Annotated in this window: 14 protein-coding genes; 2 read left to right on the top strand and 12 right to left on the bottom strand. The window is 71.7% G+C overall.

What is annotated here, in order from left to right; all coding sequences use genetic code 11:
* Window positions 1–4: 4 nt before the first annotated feature.
* The 6 genes from ACIF80_RS19690 to ACIF80_RS19665 all read right to left on the bottom strand — a co-directional run bounded on the left by ACIF80_RS19690 (window position 5) and on the right by ACIF80_RS19665 (window position 8051).
* Entirely contained in the window at window positions 5–571 is a 567-nt protein-coding gene (locus tag ACIF80_RS19690; RefSeq protein WP_399806178.1) for a hypothetical protein, read from the bottom strand.
* On the bottom strand, window positions 556–1683 hold the full coding sequence (locus tag ACIF80_RS19685) for a ParA family protein (protein WP_079034968.1): 1128 nt from the start codon (window positions 1681–1683) through the stop codon (window positions 556–558). The genes ACIF80_RS19690 and ACIF80_RS19685 overlap by 16 nt, the downstream gene beginning before the upstream one ends.
* A 506-nt stretch (window positions 1684–2189) precedes the next feature.
* Entirely contained in the window at window positions 2190–3314 is a 1125-nt protein-coding gene (ald, locus tag ACIF80_RS19680; protein ID WP_399806176.1) for an alanine dehydrogenase, read from the bottom strand.
* Between the two features lie 134 nt (window positions 3315–3448).
* The gene (locus ACIF80_RS19675) at window positions 3449–5506 is read right to left on the bottom strand and encodes a tetratricopeptide repeat protein (protein WP_399806174.1); all 2058 of its coding nucleotides are present in this window, start codon (window positions 5504–5506) and stop codon (window positions 3449–3451) included.
* Between the two features lie 162 nt (window positions 5507–5668).
* Window positions 5669–6295: an NUDIX domain-containing protein gene (locus ACIF80_RS19670; protein WP_399806853.1), complete on the bottom strand. Its 627-nt coding sequence runs from the start codon at window positions 6293–6295 to the stop codon at window positions 5669–5671.
* Window positions 6296–6404: 109 nt separating this feature from the next.
* Window positions 6405–8051, bottom strand: coding sequence for a CTP synthase (locus ACIF80_RS19665; RefSeq protein ID WP_399806172.1), 1647 nt, complete (start codon window positions 8049–8051; stop codon window positions 6405–6407).
* A 529-nt stretch (window positions 8052–8580) separates the two neighbouring features.
* On the opposite strand from ACIF80_RS19665, the gene ACIF80_RS19660 reads away from it, so the two are divergent.
* The gene (locus ACIF80_RS19660) at window positions 8581–10383 is read left to right on the top strand and encodes a glycoside hydrolase family 15 protein (protein WP_399806851.1); all 1803 of its coding nucleotides are present in this window, start codon (window positions 8581–8583) and stop codon (window positions 10381–10383) included.
* A 109-nt stretch (window positions 10384–10492) separates the two neighbouring features.
* Here ACIF80_RS19660 and ACIF80_RS19655 read toward each other — a convergent pair whose 3' ends face one another.
* From ACIF80_RS19655 to ACIF80_RS19635, 5 genes are all read right to left on the bottom strand, one after another.
* Window positions 10493–11629 carry a glycosyltransferase family 4 protein gene (locus tag ACIF80_RS19655; protein ID WP_399806170.1) on the bottom strand — a complete coding sequence of 379 codons (1137 nt, stop codon included), beginning with the start codon at window positions 11627–11629 and terminating at the stop codon, window positions 10493–10495.
* A gap of 274 nt (window positions 11630–11903) precedes the next feature.
* A complete protein-coding gene (recN, locus tag ACIF80_RS19650; protein ID WP_399806849.1) occupies window positions 11904–13622 on the bottom strand; it encodes a DNA repair protein RecN in 1719 nt (572 codons plus the stop codon).
* Between the two features lie 173 nt (window positions 13623–13795).
* Window positions 13796–14701 carry an NAD kinase gene (locus tag ACIF80_RS19645; protein WP_399806168.1) on the bottom strand — a complete coding sequence of 302 codons (906 nt, stop codon included), beginning with the start codon at window positions 14699–14701 and terminating at the stop codon, window positions 13796–13798.
* Window positions 14698–15513 (bottom strand): TlyA family RNA methyltransferase, encoded by an 816-nt coding sequence (locus ACIF80_RS19640; protein WP_399806166.1) that lies wholly within the window; start codon window positions 15511–15513, stop codon window positions 14698–14700. The genes ACIF80_RS19645 and ACIF80_RS19640 overlap by 4 nt, the downstream gene beginning before the upstream one ends.
* Before the next feature lie 7 nt (window positions 15514–15520).
* Window positions 15521–15901, bottom strand: coding sequence for a hypothetical protein (locus ACIF80_RS19635; protein WP_399806164.1), 381 nt, complete (start codon window positions 15899–15901; stop codon window positions 15521–15523).
* 42 nt (window positions 15902–15943) lie between these two features.
* Between ACIF80_RS19635 and ACIF80_RS19630 the strand changes: the two genes are divergently transcribed.
* Complete coding sequence (locus ACIF80_RS19630) at window positions 15944–16291, top strand: SCP2 sterol-binding domain-containing protein (RefSeq protein WP_399806162.1); 348 nt, start codon at window positions 15944–15946, stop codon at window positions 16289–16291.
* Here ACIF80_RS19630 and ACIF80_RS19625 read toward each other — a convergent pair.
* Window positions 16288–16776: IS630 family transposase (locus ACIF80_RS19625; RefSeq protein WP_399806161.1), on the bottom strand; the 489-nt coding region annotated here is incomplete at its 5' end. The genes ACIF80_RS19630 and ACIF80_RS19625 overlap by 4 nt on opposite strands.

Here is a 16776-nt window from a genome sequence, read left to right as displayed (position 1 = left end):
ACCGCTACCGTCCGCGCAGACGTCGTACGAGGATGCTGGCGTCTCCGCGGGACTCCAGGTCGGCAAGGACCACGGCGACCGCCTCGCGGACGATCCTGCCCCGGTCGACGGCCAGTCCGTGCTCGCCCCGGAGCACCAGACGGGCGTGCTCGAGGTCCATGAGCTCCTCGGCGGACACGTACACCGTGATCTTCTCGTCGTGCCGCTCGCGGCCGCTGGGCCGGCGTGCCGCCGCCCTTCCGCGCTTGCGGGAGGCCGCCTCCGCGGCCGGTCCCTCCGGAGCCCCCTGCCGTCGCGCGGAGCGCTCCGGCGCGGCGCGGCTGCGGGACTCGCCCGCTTCGGCCGGCTCCGCGTCCGTGGCGACGTGCTCGGCGCCCCCGCCGTCACCGCCCTGCGCGGGCACCGACTGCGGAGTGTCCTCCTGGGCCGCGGCCGCGTCGCTCTCCCCCGCGGGAGCGGGGACCCGGCCCTCGCCATTGGCCTGGCGCCTGGGCGTGGACGCCTGGAGTGCCGTCCCCCCTGTCGTACGGAAGAGTTCGTCGGCTCCCGGCAGACTCACTCGGCGTGACACCGGGCGAGCACCTCCCTGGCAAGCTGGCGGTAGGCGGCGGCGCCGACGGAGTTGGACGCGTACGTGGTGATCGGCTCACCGGCGACGGTGGTCTCCGGGAAGCGGACCGTGCGCCCGATGACCGTGTGGTAGACGTGATCGTCGAAGGCCTCGACGACACGCGCGAGCACCTCACGGCTGTGCACCGTGCGCGAGTCGTACATCGTGGCGAGGATCCCGTCGAGTTCCAGCTCGGGGTTGAGCCGCTCCTGGACCTTCTCGATGGTCTCGGTCAGCAGAGCCACACCGCGCAGCGCGAAGAACTCGCACTCCAGCGGCACGATCACCTTGTGCGCGGCCGTCAGCGCGTTGACCGTGAGCAGGCCGAGCGAGGGCTGGCAGTCGATCACGATGTAGTCGTAGTCGTCCATGAGCGGCTTCAGCGCGCGCTGCAGGGTCGACTCGCGGGCGACCTCGGAGACCAGCTGGACCTCGGCCGCCGACAGGTCGATGTTGCTGGGCAGCAGGTCCATGTTGGGGACCGCCGTCTTCAGCAGCACCTCGTCGGCCGCCATGCCCCGCTCCATGAGCAGGTTGTAGACGGTGAGGTCGAGTTCCATCGGGTTGACGCCGAGTCCGACCGACAGTGCGCCCTGCGGGTCGAAGTCGACGAGCAGCACCCGGCGTCCGTACTCCGCGAGCGCGGCGCCCAGGTTGATGGTCGACGTCGTCTTGCCGACGCCGCCCTTCTGGTTGCACATCGCGATGATCTTCGCGGGGCCGTGGTCGGTCAGCGGGCCCGGGATCGGGAAGTACGGCAGCGGGCGCCCGGTCGGGCCGACGCGCTCGCGGCGCTGGCGGGCCGCGTCGGGCGCGAGGGTGGCCGCGTACTCGGGATCCGGCTCGTACTCGGCGTCGGGATCGTAGAAGTGCCCCTCGGGCAGTTCGTCGTAGTCGGCGAAATGGTTGTGGGGCGCGCCACTTCCGTCGCCGGCCATGGCGTTCACGTGATGGCCATCCATGCTCTGGTGTGCAGTGGGAGTCGCCTGCTGGATCTGATGGGGTGCGAAGGTGCGCACGGCGACGGAGCCGACAGGAGCGAACCCCGCGGGACCTCGCCCCCGTGCAGTCATTCCTGGGTGACCACCCCCGGGAGTAAATGTCGACTCATTCACAAGTCGTCTTACCTCCTTGGTGACCAGGAAACTTCTAGACAGGTCAGCGTGGCATCATGCCGACGGTTGGCGACTCTATGGCGTGTCGGCGGTCCGCAGCAACACAATCCGCCGGACCCGGCCCGATGTGTCGACAATGAAACATCCCTCTGTCAAGGGCGTACGGCCGTCGCACGGCAGGTTTCACCGGTGTGCGAATCGGTGGAAGGGGTGCGTTCGAGGCGAGTTGCCCCTGATTCGTGAAGTGACCATACACACATCTCGCCGCACCCGATGGGCAAGGTGGGTCCGGACGCATGACGTTGACGAAACAAGTTGACGTATCGCCTTTGCCGAGCGGCGACTTGGTCGACTTAACGCCCGGAGGCGGCCTCCGGGCGTCGAGTCGGGGGCGGCCACGTGGAGACGGACCGGGACGGCGTCCGCGCGGCGCCGCCCCGGTCCGGCCGGGCGGCGCGGCCGGTTCAGCCGAGCAGCGCGGCGAGTTCCACGTGGTCCAGGCCGTGCGCTGCGGCGACCTCCCGGTAAACGACCTCGCCGTCATGCGTGTTGAGGCCCTTGGCGAGCGCGGGGTCGCGGCGCAGCGCCTCCACCCAGCCGCGGTTCGCGAGCTCGACGATGTACGGCAGCGTGGCGTTGGTGAGCGCGTAGGTGGAGGTGGTGGGCACGGCGCCGGGCATGTTGGCGACGCAGTAGAAGACCGAATCGTGGACCGTGAAGGTCGGCTCGGCGTGCGTGGTCGGGCGGGAGTCCTCGAAGCAGCCGCCCTGGTCGATCGCGATGTCGACAAGGACACTCCCGCTCTTCATCCGCGAGACGAGGTCGTTGGTGACCAGCTTCGGCGCCTTGGCGCCGGGGATCAGCACGGCGCCGATCACGAGATCGGCCTCGATGCAGGCCTTCTCCAGCTCGAAGGCGTTGGAGACGACGGTCTGGATCTTCGTGCCGAAGACCCGGTCCGCCTCACGGAGCTTGTTGATGTCCTTGTCGAGCAGGGTCACGTGGAAGCCCATGCCGACGGCGATCTGCGCGGCGCTCCAGCCGGAGACGCCTCCGCCGATGACCACGGCGCGGCCGGCCGGCACTCCGGGGACCCCGCCGGGCAGCACGCCGCGGCCGCCGCCGGCCCGCATCAGGTGGTAGGCGCCGACCTGGGCGGACAGCCGGCCCGCGACCTCGGACATGGGGGCGAGCAGCGGCAGCGCGCGGCCGGGCAGCTCGACGGTCTCGTAGGCGATCGCGGTGGTGCCGGAGGCCAGGAGGGCGTCCGTGCACTCCCTGGAGGCGGCCAGGTGCAGGTAGGTGAAGAGGATCTGGTCCTTGCGCAGCCGGTGATACTCCTCGGCGACGGGCTCCTTGACCTTCAGCAGCAGGTCGGCGGCGGCCCACACCTCGTCGGCGGTGTCGAGTATCTGCCCGCCCGCGGCGATGTACTCGCCGTCCGGGATCGAGGAGCCCACGCCGGCGCCGCGCTCGATGACGACCTGGTGGCCGTGGCGCACCAGCTCGTGCACGCCGGCGGGGGTGATGGCCACCCGGAACTCGTTGTTCTTGACCTCGCGGGGGATGCCGACCTTCACGTCGATCACGGTCCTTGGTTCGGGGGTATGAGGTATTGCTACACATACCCGGGCACACGCGTGCACACCGGGGGAGACCGCAGAGGATGGCGCGGCAAGACCATCTTAATGAAGGCGTTCCCGCTGTACAGCCTTACAAAGCATCAATCTTCCACAAGAGGGCTGCGGGTTTCGTAGGTGCTGCCTTCTTGTTTCGGGCCGATTCCAGGCTCCTGGGCCTCTTCTCCCAGCATCCGCTCCGCCGAGTCCCGGTGCAGCGCGGCCGACGTGGGGTCCCCCAGGTGGTCGAAGGTGTCGGCGAGCCGCAGGTGCAGCGCGGCCTGCAGCCGGGTGTCCTCGGCCCGCCGGGCCCACTCCACCGCCTCCCGGCAGGTACGCAGCGAATCCTCGGGGCGGCCCGCGTACTCCTGGACCCGGGCCAGTTCGCTCAACGCGCGCGCCTGGGCGGCCAGGTCGCCGTTCTTCCGGTGCCCGGCGACCGCCGCCCGCCAGTTCCGCAGCGCCTCGCCGTAGCGGCCGGCGTAGGTGTGGGCGGCGGCGATCCGGCCGTACAGGCGGGCGGCGTCCGCGCGCTCGCCCTGGGCGAGCCGCTCGGCCAGGGCCCGGCCGAACCAGTCGGCGGCCCGGTCGAAGTCGCCGAGCTCCAGATGGGCGCCTCCCACGGATTCCGTCGCGCGGCCGGTCGCGTACGGATCGTTCGCCGCGCGGCCGGCGTCCAGCGCGGCCCGGTAGCGCGCCAGCGCGTCGGCCGTGCGGCCGGTACGGGCGTCGAGGTCGCCGAGGTTCAGCAGGGCCGCGGCCTGCTCGCGGGGAAGTTTCCGGCGCTCGGCCACGTCGAGGACCAGGTGGTGGATGCCGTAGAGGTCGCCGGCGGCGGCCCGGGTCCCGAAGTGGGCCACCATGGCGCGTACCAGCTGGGACATCAGGCGGCGGGCCAGGGTGTCCAGCGTCCCGTCGGCGACCGCGAGGCGGGCCGAGGCCAGCAGAGCGGGCCTGCGGACGCGCAGCCACTCGGCGGCGTCGCGGGGACTGGGGAAGCGCAGGGAGCGCGGCATCCCGAGGAGCTTCTCGCGCGCCTGGGGGCTGTCGGTCTCGGTGACGGCCCTGCACGACTGGAGCAGCCGTACGGTCCGTTCCAGCATGCGGGCGCGGGCCAGCTGGAGCTCCCCGGGCCGTTCGTGGGCCTCGGCGAGGCCTTCCAGCAGGGGGTGCAGGCAGCCGGGTACCTCGTACTGCGGCAGCGAGGTCTCCACGGCGTGCAGCAGACCCACGGAGACGAGGTCGTCCAGGGTGGTGCGCGCGCTGCTCACCGAGCATCCTGCGAGCGCGGAGGCGGTGTGCGGGTCGGCCAGGCCGGCCGGGGCGAGGCTCAGCAGACGCAGCATCCGGGCGGCGGGCGCGGGCAGCCCGTCGTGCACCAGCCGCAGGACACGGCCGGTCACGGTGCCCTCGTCGGCTCCGGCGTGCAGATGCCTGGCGAGGTCGGCGACGGCGGCCTTGGGCCGGGCGGCGAGCCAGCCGCCGGCCAGGACCAGGGCGGCGGGCTGTCCCTGGCACTGTTCGGCCAGGCCCTCCGCGGCCCGCGGGTCGACGGTGATGCGGACCGAGCCGGCGATCCGGGACAGCAGTTCCACGGCGGACTTGGTGTCGAGGCCGCCGAGGGTGCAGGGGCGGACGTCGGAGATGCCGGTCAGCGGGCCCTGGGAGACGGCGACCACCAGGCAGTCGGGGTTGTCCGGCAGCAGGGCGTCGACCTGCTCGGCGTCGGCCGCGTCGTCCAGCAGGAGCAGCGTCCGGCGGCCGGCCAGGGCGGTCCGCAGCGTCTCGACGAGATCGTCCTCGTCGGCGCCGGCCGGGGCGGGCACCTCGAGCGCGTCGAGCAGTTCCCGCACGGAGCGCTCGACGGGCACGCGCGTGCCGTCGGTCTCGCTCAGCCGGGCGCGCAGCACCCCGTCGGGGTAGCGGTCGGCGACCTGGCGGACGAGTTCCTCACCGAGCGTCGTCCGGCCGGAGCCGGGCCGGCCGGCGATGAGCAGCACCCGGGCGCGGGGAGCCTTGCGGCCGGAGAGGGTGTCGAGTCCGGCGCGCTCGATGTCGGCCCGGAGTTCCTTCAACTCCCTGGTGCGGCCCAGGAATCGGGACTCCACGGCAACGTCGCGGGAGAGCCGCACGCCGTCCGTGTCCACCGCCTGGTCCGCCACGGGCCACACTCCCGTCCCACCGCACGCGCAAGCCCGCCGGGACTCCGGACCGGGCGTTTTTCAGAGCCTAGTTCACGCTCTGCTACGTTCCGTGTGGAGCACGGCGGACGCGTCCCCCGATCGGATCAGCGGATGGTCACATCACAAGGGGAACGGGGTGGTTCAGGCCTCGAAAGGGCGGGCAGGCCACGGCGCCTCGGCCGGACGCAGCGCGTCGAGCCCGTCTCCGTTCCGCGCGGCGACGAGCGAAAGCACGCCCACCACCAGGCAGTTGTTGTGCAGTTCGCCGGCCAGCACGCCGCGGACCAGGTCCGTGACGGGCACCCGGGCCAGTTCCATGTCCGCCTCTTCGTCCTCGACCTCGAAGCGGTCGCCCTCGGCCTCGGACAGGCCCCGGGCCAGGAAGATCCGTACGGCCTCGTCGCAGCCGCCGGCGGTGGTGTAGACGTCGGTCAGCACCCGCCAGTCCTCGGCCTTGACGTGCGCCTCCTCGTACAGCTCCCGCTGGGCGGCGCGCAGCGGGTTCTCGCCGGGGACGTCGAGCAGGCCGGCCGGAATCTCCCACAACTTGTGGCGCACGGGGTGGCGGTACTGGCGCAGGACCAGGACGCGGTCGGCGTCGTCGAGGGCGAGGACGGCCACGGAGCCGGGGTGGACCTGGTAGTCACGGTGGACCACGGTCCCGTTGGGCATGACCACGTCGTCGGTGCGTACGGAGGTCTTGTTGCCGACGAAGGGCGTCCTGGTCGCCCGGACCTCCCACTCCTCCGGGGTGTCCTTGATGGTCATTCCGGTCATTCCGGTCCTTCCCAGACGTACAGGCCTACTGGCGCACAGCGGCGGCCGGGGCGCTCGCCGATTGAGGCTTTCGCGCCCCGGCCACCGTACAACCGGTGTGCTACTTCGAGATCTTCCGCTCGACCGCGGCCTTGACGAGGCCCGCGAACAGCGGGTGCGGACGCGTCGGACGCGAGCGCAGCTCCGGGTGTGCCTGGGTCGCGACCAGGTACGGGTGGACCTCGCGCGGGTACTCGACGTACTCGACGAGCTTGCCGTCCGGGGAGGTGCCCGAGAAGACGATGCCGGCCTTCTTCTCCAGCTCCACGCGGTAGGCGTTGTTCACCTCGTAGCGGTGCCGGTGGCGCTCCTCGACGTACTCCTTGCCGTCGTACACCTCGCGCACGATCGAGCCCTCGGCCAGCTTGGCCGGGTACATGCCGAGCCGCATCGTGCCGCCCATGTCGCCGTCACCGGCGACGATGTCGAGCTGCTCGGCCATGGTGGAGATGACCGGGTGGGAGGTCGCCGGGTCGAACTCGGTGGAGTTGGCGTCGGAGACGTCCGCGAGGTTGCGGGCCGCCTCGATCACGATGCACTGCAGGCCCAGGCAGAGGCCGAGCAGCGGAATCCGGTTCTCGCGCGCGAAGCGGATCGCGCCGACCTTGCCGAGTACCCCGCGGTCCCCGAAGCCGCCGGGGATGCAGATGGCGTCGACGTCACCGAGCTGCGCCTGGGCGCCGGCCGCGGTCTTGCAGTCGTCGGAGGTGACCCACTTGATCTTCACCCGGGCCTTGTTGGCGAAGCCGCCCGCGCGCAGTGCCTCGGTGACCGAGAGGTAGGCGTCGGGCAGGTCGATGTACTTGCCGACCAGGGCGAGGGTGACCTCGTGGTCGGGGTTGTGGACCCGGTCGAGCAGGTCGTCCCAGGTCGTCCAGTCCACGTCCCGGAACGGCAGGTCCAGCTTGCGCACGACGTAGGCGTCCAGGCCCTCGGTGTGGATGACCTTCGGGATGTCGTAGATCGACCGGGCGTCGGGGCAGGCGACCACGGCGGCCTCGTCGACGTCGCACATCAGCGAGATCTTCCGCTTGATCGCGGTCGGCACCTCGCGGTCGCAGCGCAGCACGATCGCGTCCGGCTGGATACCGATGTTGCGCAGCGCCGCGACCGAGTGCTGGGTGGGCTTCGTCTTCAGCTCGCCCGAGGGACCGATGTACGGCAGGAGCGAGATGTGGACGACGAACACGTTGTCGCGGCCGACCTCGTGCCGCACCTGGCGGACGGTCTCCAGGAACGGCAGCGACTCGATGTCGCCGACCGTGCCGCCGACCTCGGTGATCACGACGTCGACCTCGTCCGTCGCCATGCGGCGGATGCGGTGCTTGATCTCGTTGGTGATGTGCGGGATGACCTGCACGGTGTCGCCGAGGTACTCGCCGCGCCGCTCCTTGGCGATCACGGTCGAGTAGACCTGGCCCGTGGTGACGTTGGCGGAGCCGTCCAGGTCACGGTCGAGGAAGCGCTCGTAGTGCCCGATGTCCAGGTCGGTCTCGGCGCCGTCGTTGGTGACGAAGACCTCACCGTGCTGGAAGGGGTTCATCGTGCCGGGGTCGACGTTGAGGTACGGGTCGAGCTTCTGCATGACGACGCGCAGACCGCGGGCCTTGAGCAGCATGCCGAGGCTGGAGGCGGTCAGCCCCTTGCCGAGCGAGGAGGCGACACCCCCGGTGACGAAGATGTGCTTGGTCGTCGTGGATTTTGGCATGGCCAAGAGGGGGCTCCCGTGGTCGCGGTCTGGGGGTGCGGGGCGGTCGGCCGCCGGAGGACTCCGGCAGTGCCGTCGCTGCGGTTCGGGGGTGCCCTTTTTGGATTTCCCCTCCGGGGAAGGGGCCCACCGGTCCACGGGCTACCAGCGTATCAGCGCCGCGGGACAATGCTGTCCGGGCACTCTCCGCACACGCGCGGGCACCCGTCCGTGACCCGTCACACGTCCCTCACCCCTTGCTCACCCGTTCGGCGGGTGCGCGTTGGCCGGAGCGGCACACAGACCCTCTACGTGCGTCGTATCCTGCTCGGACACCCGCTGGCGAGCCCGGCCGGCCGAACGGCACCACCCCCGCCCGTCTCACCGGAACAACACAAGCTCGTCAGTTCGTTGAGTAACAATGGGCGCTTTGCATTCACGGCTGAGCGACTGCTTTGCTTCATCGCTCAACGACTCATTTCAAAAACCCCTTGACCGCACCAGCGACAACCCCTTGTGGGGTGACGTGGCCGTTCGACTGGAGTTGCACGTGGCCGGGCGCATCGAAGATTACGCACTCATCGGAGACATGCAGACCGCTGCCCTGGTCTGCCGGGACGGCACGGTGGACTGGCTGTGCCTGCCCCGCTTCGACTCGCACGCCATCTTCGCCGGCCTGCTGGGCACCGAAGAACACGGCTTCTGGCGGATCGGCCCGGCGCATGCCCCCGATGCCCAGCCGCCGGCCGCGACCCGGCGCGGCTACCGCGGCGACTCGCTGGTCCTGGAGTCCGAGTGGGACACCGGCCGCGGCACGGTCCGGGTGATCGATTTCATGCCTCCGCGCGACGGTGCGCCGCAGCTCATCCGCATCGTGGAGGGTGTCTCGGGCCGCGTGCCGATGCGCTCGGCGCTCCGGATGCGTTTCTCCTACGGCCGGGTGGTGCCGTGGGTGCACAGGCACGAGGGACGCACGGTCGCCGTCGCGGGCCCGGACTCGGTGTGGTTCGACACGTCCGCCGAGACGTACGGGCAGTCACTGACGACGTACTCGGACTTCACGGTGGCGCCGGGCGACCGGATCGCGTTCACGGTGTCGTGGCAGCCCTCGCACAAGGAGCCGCCGGCACTGCCGGAGCCGGAGCAGTCGCTGGAGGCGACGGAGGACTTCTGGCGGGAGTGGGTGGAGCACTGTACGTACCACGGTCCCTACCGGGAGGCCGTGATCCGCTCCCTGATCACGCTGAAGGCGCTCACCTACGCCCCGACCGGCGGTATCGTCGCCGCGCCCACCACCTCCCTGCCGGAGGACATCGGCGGCGTCCGCAACTGGGACTACCGCTACACCTGGCTGCGGGACGCGGCGATCACCCTGTCCTCGCTGCTGCGCACCGGTTACCGCGAGGAGGCCCGCGCCTGGCGCGAGTGGCTGCTGCGCGCGGTGGCCGGCGACCCGGAGAACCTGCAGATCATGTACGGCATCGCCGGTGAGCGCGAGCTCGGCGAGGCGGAGCTGGACTGGCTGCCCGGCTACGAGAGCTCGGCCCCGGTCCGGGTGGGCAACGGCGCGGCGCACCAGCTCCAGCTGGATGTGTACGGCGAGGTCACCGAGGCCCTGCACCTGGCCCACATGACGGGCCTGGCCCGCAACGACTACGCGTCCCTGCTCCAGCTGAAGCTGATCCAGTACCTGGAGAAGCACTGGCAGGAGCCGGACGAGGGCATCTGGGAGGTCCGCGGCCCGCGCCGCCACTTCGTGCACTCCAAGGTGATGGCGTGGGTCGCCGTCGACCGCACCATCAAGCTCATCGAGTCCGGCGACGCGGACGGCCCCCTGGAGCGGTGGAAGCAGCTGCGCGACGACATCCACCGGGACGTGTGCGAGAAGGGCTACGACAAGGAACGCAACACGTTCACGCAGTCGTACGGCTCGAGGGAGCTGGACGCCTCGCTGCTGCTGATCCCGCAGATGGGCTTCCTGCCGCCGGACGACAAGCGGGTGATCGGCACCATCGAGGCGATCCAGCGCGAGCTGTCCACCCCGGACGGCTTCATCCTGCGCTACCCGACGGAGGGCTCCGACGAGGGCGTCGACGGGCTGCCGGGCGACGAGGGCGCGTTCCTCGCCTGCTCGTTCTGGATGGCCGACGACCTGGCGATGATCGGCCGCGTGGACGAGGCCCGCCGGCTGTTCGAGAGGCTGCTGTCCCTGCGTAACGACCTGGGTCTGCTCGCCGAGGAATGGGACCCGGTCCGGCAGCGCCAGGTCGGCAACTTCCCGCAGGCCTTCAGCCACGTCCCCCTCATCGACACGGCCCTGCGCCTGACGGCCTCGGGGGCGTACGGGGGCTGAGCGGTCACGCTGTCCGCCGGGCGGGTCGGCCCTGCCCGGCGGAGGTGGCCGGGAGCGGTGGCCGGGAGCGCGGTCCCGCGCAGAAGGCGGCGCGTTCGGTCCGGCGGTCTCAGATCAGGGGCCGGGGCTGCGTCAACTCGTCGTAGACGCTGAGGACCTGGGCCACCGCCTCGTCCTCCGTCGGCCATCCGGCCGCCTGCCGGGCGCCCTTGGTCCTGAGCTCGTCCCGGCGTCCGGGGTCGCCGAGGAGCCGTACGACGGCGTCGGCGAGGGCACGCGCGTTGCGGTACGGGACGAGTTCGGCGGCGTCGCCGACCAGTTCGGGGATGCCGCCGGTGTCGGCCGCGACGAGCGGCACGCGCGCGTGGAGGGCCTGCTGGGCGAGGACGGAGCGCCCCTCCCACCGGCTCGGCAGCAGCGCGAGGTCGGCGGCCTCCAGCAGGTCGGTGATGTCGTCGCGCTCCCCGACGAGCCGGACCGGCAGGTCCTCGTCCGTGATCCTGCGCTGGAGTTCACCGCGCAGCGACCCCTCCCCCGCGACGGCGACCAGCGGCTGGGGATCGAGGCGGCGCCATCCGTGCGTGGCGTCGAGCAGGGTGTGGTGGCCGCGGTTGCGTTCGAGGGCGCCGACGGCGATCAGCAACGGGCGGCCGGTGGCGCCGAGTTCGGCGAGGAGTTTGAGCCGCGACCCGTCCGGGTCCTCCGCCTGCGGGGCCGTGCGCAGCCCGGGGAAGGCGACAGCCGCCAGCCTCGCGTCCCGCGCTCCGGTCCGGCGCGCCCGGTCGACCAGGGCGGAGGTGGTCCCGAGCACCACGGTGGCCGTCTTGACGACCCGTCGCTCCATCAGCCGCAGGACGTGCGCGCGGGCGCCCTCGGCGTGCGCCCGGTCGTGCCAGGTGACGATCAGCGGGGTGCGCCGCCCGCCGAGGGCGAGCACGGTCCGGAAAGAGGCGTGCAGACCGTGCGCGTGCACCAGGTCCGCTTCCGCGCACACCGCCCGCAGCGCGGACACCGAGCCGGGGTCGCTGCTGCGCGGCACGTGCACGTGGTCGGCGCCGACGCCCGTGAAGTCGTAGGTGTGCTCCGCCTCGGTGGGGGCGCACACCGTGACCCGCACGCCCCGAGCGACGAGCCCCGCGGCCAGCGAGCGCACGTGGGCGCTGGTCGCGGCGGTGCCGCCGCCCAGCACCTGCACGGTGCGCAGCGGCGGCCGGCCGTGTGGTGGGTGGCTGCTCACGGGGGTCACGTGGCCGAGCTCCTGGTTCGGGTCGGGTGGTCCCGAGGAACGTACAGAAGGACCGTGCGGAGAGGATGGACCGCACGGTCTCCTACGCGTGCTCGGTCAAGCATGCCAGGAAGCAAGGGAATTCCGGCAACGACCGGAGCGGCAGCCCGCAGCGGAGCGGACGGAAACGTCACCCGTACGAGTGACGAAGTACCCCCTGTCGGCCGACACCTCCGTGGACGACCGGCCGACCGCCGTCTCCGTCAGCCGTCCACGCGGGGCTGCCGGCCGTCCGTCAGCCGTCCGCGCGTGCCGTCGCCAGGAGTTCCTCCGCGTGGGCGCGGGCCGTCTCGGAGTCCTCCTGGCCGGCCAGCATCCGCGACAGTTCCCGGATCCGGTCCTCCCCTTCGAGCACCTTCACCCCGGACCGGGTGACCGTACCGTCGTTCGTCTTCGCCACCAGCAGCTGCCGGTCCGCGAAGGCGGCCACCTGCGGCAGATGGGTGACGACCACGACCTGGGCGCTCTTCGCCAGCTTGGCGAGCCGCCGCCCGATCTCGACGGCCGCCTTGCCGCCGACACCGGCGTCGACCTCGTCGAACAGATAGGTGGGCACCGGGTCCGTCCCGGCGAACACGACCTCCACGGCCAGCATCACGCGCGACAGTTCACCGCCGGACGCGCCCTTGGCGATGGGCCGGGGCGGCGCGCCGGGGTGCGGGGCGAGCAGCAGCTCGACCTCGTCGACGCCCGACGGACCGTGGGCGACCGTGCGCCCGCCGACCTCGACGCCGTCCGGGTCCTCCGTCTGCCGGATGTCGAACGACACGCGCGCGTGCGGCATGGCGAGGGAGGCGAGCTCCGCGGTGACGGCGGCCGCGAAACGCTCCGCGGCCTCGGTGCGCGCCTGGGAGAGGGTCTGCGCCAGCCCGCCCAGTTCGGCGCGCAGGCGGTCGCGTTCGGCGGTGAGCTCCTCGATCCGCTCGTCGTCGCCGTCCAGCTCGGTGAGGCGCGCGGCGCTCTCCTCGGCCCAGGCCAGCACGGCGGAGATGTCCTGGCCGTACTTGCGGGTGAGTCCGGTGAGCGCGGCCCGGCGTTCCTCGACCGCCGCCAGACGCAGGGGATCGGCGTCCAGATCGTCGGCGTACCCGGCGAGGTCCCCGGCGACGTCCCGCAGCAGGATGCCGACCTCGCCGATCCGGTCGGTGAGCGCGGCCAGTTCCGGATCGTGCGCCCGGACGGCCTCCAGGGCCCGCTGGGCGCCCGCGACGAGCGTTCCCGCGTCGACGCTCTCGGGGTCCTCCGGGTTTCCGGCGAGAGCGGCGTGCGCGGCGGACGCGGCGGACGCCAGGGCCTCGGCGTGCCCGAGCCGTTCGGCCTCCTCCGCCAGTTCCACGTCCTCGCCGGCCCGGGGCTCCACACCGGCGATCTCGTCGAGCCCGAAGCGCAGCATGTCGGCCTCCTGGGCCCGTTCACGCGCGCGGGTGGTGAGTTCCTCGAGTTCCGTGGCGACGGCCCGCAGCCGCTTGTACGCCCCCGTGTACTCGGCGAGCGGCCCGGCGACCGCGGCGCCCGCGTACCGGTCGAGCGCCTGCCGCTGCCGGGACTGCTTGAGGAGCCCCTGCTGGTCGGTCTGTCCGTGCACCGCCACCAGGTCGTCGGCGATCTCCGCGAGGAGCCCCACGGGCACGCTCCGCCCGCCCAGGTGGGCCCGGGAACGTCCCTCGGCGGAAACGGTACGGCTGATCAGCAGCGCCCCGTCGTCGAGCTCGGCCCCGGCCTCTCCCGCGCGTGCGGCGGCCGCGGCGCCCTCGGGCACGGCGATCCGCCCCTCGACGACCGCGTTCCTGGCACCGATCCGCACCAGGGCCGCGTCCGCCCTTCCCCCCAGCAGCAGCCCGAGGCTGGTGACCACCATGGTCTTGCCCGCGCCCGTCTCACCGGTGACTGCGGTGAAGCCGGGTGACAACTCGACCACGGCGTCGTCGATGACTCCGAGCGACCGTATCCGCATCTCCTCCAACACGTCCCAGACCTTACGAGGTTTTCCTCGCGCCGTGCGACGCCGCCCCCCGCCCGAACGGAAACACCGCAGGTCGTCACCCGTGAGTGGGACCCCGATCACCGGCGGGTCCCGGTGCCCCGGTACGGGCGCGGACAAAGGCCGGACGAAGGGAAAACCGCATGTCAGTGCGGTGCTCCCCGCCACCCCGAGACCGGCAGTGCGAACTTCGCCACCAGCCGGTCCGTGAACGAGGCGTGGTGCAGTCGGGCCAGCCGGACCGGGACGGCACCGCGCCGGACCTCCACCCGCGCGCCGGCCGGTAGTTCCACGGTCCGACGCCCGTCGCACCACAGCACGCCGGGCGGGACGTGCGGCAGCATTTCCACCGCGAGCACCGAGTCAGGTGAGGTCACCAGCGGCTTGGCGAACAGGGCGTGCGCGCTGATCGGCACCATCAGCAGCGCCTCGACCTCGGGCCACACCACGGGCCCGCCGGCGGAGAACGCGTACGCGGTCGATCCGGTCGGGGTGGCGCACACGATGCCGTCGCAGCCGAACCCGGTCACCGGACGCCCGTCGATCTCCAGCACGACCTCCAGCATCCGCTCGGCGGACACCTTCTGCACGGCGGCCTCGTTCAGCGCCCAGTCCGTGTGCACGATGGTGCCGTTCTGGTGCACGACGACGTCGACGGTCATCCGTTCCTCGACCTCGTACGCCTTGCTCACCACCCGGTCGACGACCTTGTCGAGGTCGTCCCGTTCGGCCTCGGCGAGGAAGCCGACGCTGCCGAGGTTCACGCCGAGCATCGGCACGCCCGAGGCACGGGCGAACTCCGCGCCGCGCAGCAGGGTGCCGTCGCCGCCCAGCACGATCAGCAGTTCGCAGCCGTCGAGGCACTCGGGGGTGGCCTCCCTGACGGTCTCCACCTCGTCCGACAGCGGCAGGTCCCGTGCCTCGGCCTCCAGCACCCGCACCCCGAGTCCGGAGTGCAGCAGCCCCTTGACCACGAGTTCCGCGCTGCGGATGGCCGCCGGGCGGCCGGTGTGGGCGAGCAGGAAAACAGTACGAGCTCGGTTCGTTGTCAACGCGGCCCCTCCGCCACTGCACGGTCGACGTCGGCCGGGTCCAGTTCCGGAGCTCCCGCCCGCAGCCACAGAAAGTACTCGACATTCCCCGAGGGTCCGGGCAGCGGACTCGCGGTCACGCCCTTCGCCCCCAGTCCCAGCTCCCAGGCCTTGGCGGCCACTCCCCGCACGGCCTCGGCGCGCAGCTGCGGGCTGCGGACGACGCCGCCGCTGCCCAGCCGTTCCTTGCCCACCTCGAACTGCGGCTTGACCATCATCACCAGATCGGCGTCCGGCCGCACGCACCGTGTCAGGGCGGGCAGGACCAGCCCGAGCGGGATGAAGGACAGATCCCCCACGACAAGATCCACAGGCTCCCCATCGATTGCTTCAAGCGTCAACTCCCGTACGTTCGTACGGTCCTTGACGGTGACGCGTTCATCGTTTCGGAGAGACCAGGCGAGTTGTCCGTATCCGACGTCCACGGCGACCACGTGCGCGGCCCCGGCCCGGAGCAGGACGTCGGTGAAACCGCCGGTCGAGGCGCCGGCGTCGAGCGCCCGCCGGCCCTGGACGACCAGCCCCTGCGGCACGAACGCCTCGAGCGCGCCGGCGAGCTTGTGGCCGCCGCGCGACACGTAGTCCGGGTCGCCGGCATCCTCGGCGACGAGGATCGCGGCGGCGGTCTCCACCTGGGTGGCGGGCTTGGTCGCGACGGTCTTGCCGACGCTGACCCGCCCGGCGGCGATCAGCTGACCGGCGTGCTCACGCGACCGGGCGAGCTTCCGGCGGACCAGCTCCGCGTCGAGACGGCGGCGTGCGACTCCTGCCACGTTCGGTTCAGCTCCCCTGTCGGTGGGTCGGATCGGACTCGTGGCCCGAAGGGCCTCGTTGAGGGGCGGTGATCGGGCGACGGGTGGGACCCGGAGGTCCCGGGAGGGCGTCGAGCGCGGTGAGCGCGTCGCGCAGCCCCCGGTGCACATCTTCGTACACCTCGACATGGCCGTCCGTGGCGAGGTGGTCTGCGTCGGCCAGCCGCTCCACCCGCGCGTCCACCTCGGCGTTGCCGGTGGGGGTGCGGGGCACGTTCAGGGGCGCGGGGGCGGCGGGGGCGTACGCGGGCGCGGCCCGGGGGGTGGTGTCCTCGGCCGGTGGCCCGGCGTGCTCCGCCCGCGGGGGCGGCTGCTGCGCGCTCCCCGGCTGGGGTCCTGCGTCGTTCATGCCCCGACGCTACCGCGAACCACTGGGGTACCGTCGTCCGCAATGGCCACGATCGAGGAATGCCGTGCCGCACTCGGCAGACTGTCCGACTCCGTGCAGCGCGCCGAGGGCGACGTCCGCGCGGCCGCGGCGATGGACCGCTCGGTCAGCTGCCATGTCACCGACCTGGATGTGACCTTCGCCGGCCGGCTCACCGGCGGGCGGATCGAGGTGCACGACACTCTCGAAGGCCCTCCGCGCGAGCGGGCCCAGGTCAGGCTCGCCATGAAGGGGGACGATCTGCTGGCCCTGGTCGACGGCGAACTGCATTTCGCCAGGGCGTGGGGGTCGGGCCGGGTGAAGCTGGAGGCAGGCCTGCGCGACCTGCTCCACCTCAGGAAGCTTCTCTAGTGTCCTGCGCCAGAAATCCGTCGGCAGAAGCGGGCGAGGGAATCGAGGATCTCTTCGGCGGTCTTGGTCCAGATGAACGGCTTGGGATCCTCGTTCCAGTCCTTCACCCATGCGCGGATGTCGGCTTCCAGGGCCTGCACGTTCTTGTGGGCGCCGCGACGGATCATCTGGTCGGCCAGGAAGCCGAACCACCGCTCGACCTGGTTGATCCAGGAGGAGCCGGTCGGGGTGAAGTGCATGTGGAAACGTGGGTGCTTGGCCAGCCACGTCCTGATCGCGGGCGTCTTGTGGGTGCCGTAGTTGTCGCAGATCAGGTGGACCGCCAGGTGCGCGGGCACTTCCCTGTCGATCCGGATCAGGAATTTCTTGAACTCCGCTGCCCGGTGCCGACGGTGCAGGGCACTGATGACCTCGCCGGTGGCGACGTCGAACGCCGCGAACAAGGTGGTCAGCCCGTTGCGGACGTAGTCGTGGGTGCGCCGCTC

Origin of the sequence: Streptomyces sp. NPDC085927 (genome assembly GCF_044540975.1) — a bacterium.
Classification (GTDB): domain Bacteria; phylum Actinomycetota; class Actinomycetes; order Streptomycetales; family Streptomycetaceae; genus Streptomyces; species Streptomyces hirsutus.
Note: the sequence above shows the minus strand (reverse complement) of the source record. Positions and strands in the feature narration are given on the sequence as shown.

Bases quoted from the DNA above. Each gene is read 5' to 3' on its own strand.
- ACIF80_RS19685 (WP_079034968.1), bottom strand. From the start codon at position 1,683: ATGACTGCACGGGGGCGAGGTCCCGCGGGGTTCGCTCCTGTCGGCTCC.
- ACIF80_RS19670 (WP_399806853.1), bottom strand. From the start codon at position 6,295: ATGACCATCAAGGACACCCCGGAGGAGTGGGAGGTCCGGGCGACCAGG.
- ACIF80_RS19665 (WP_399806172.1), bottom strand. From the start codon at position 8,051: ATGCCAAAATCCACGACGACCAAGCACATCTTCGTCACCGGGGGTGTC.
- recN (WP_399806849.1), bottom strand. From the start codon at position 13,622: ATGCGGATACGGTCGCTCGGAGTCATCGACGACGCCGTGGTCGAGTTG.
- ACIF80_RS19635 (WP_399806164.1), bottom strand. From the start codon at position 15,901: ATGAACGACGCAGGACCCCAGCCGGGGAGCGCGCAGCAGCCGCCCCCG.
- ACIF80_RS19630 (WP_399806162.1), top strand. From the start codon at position 15,944: ATGGCCACGATCGAGGAATGCCGTGCCGCACTCGGCAGACTGTCCGAC.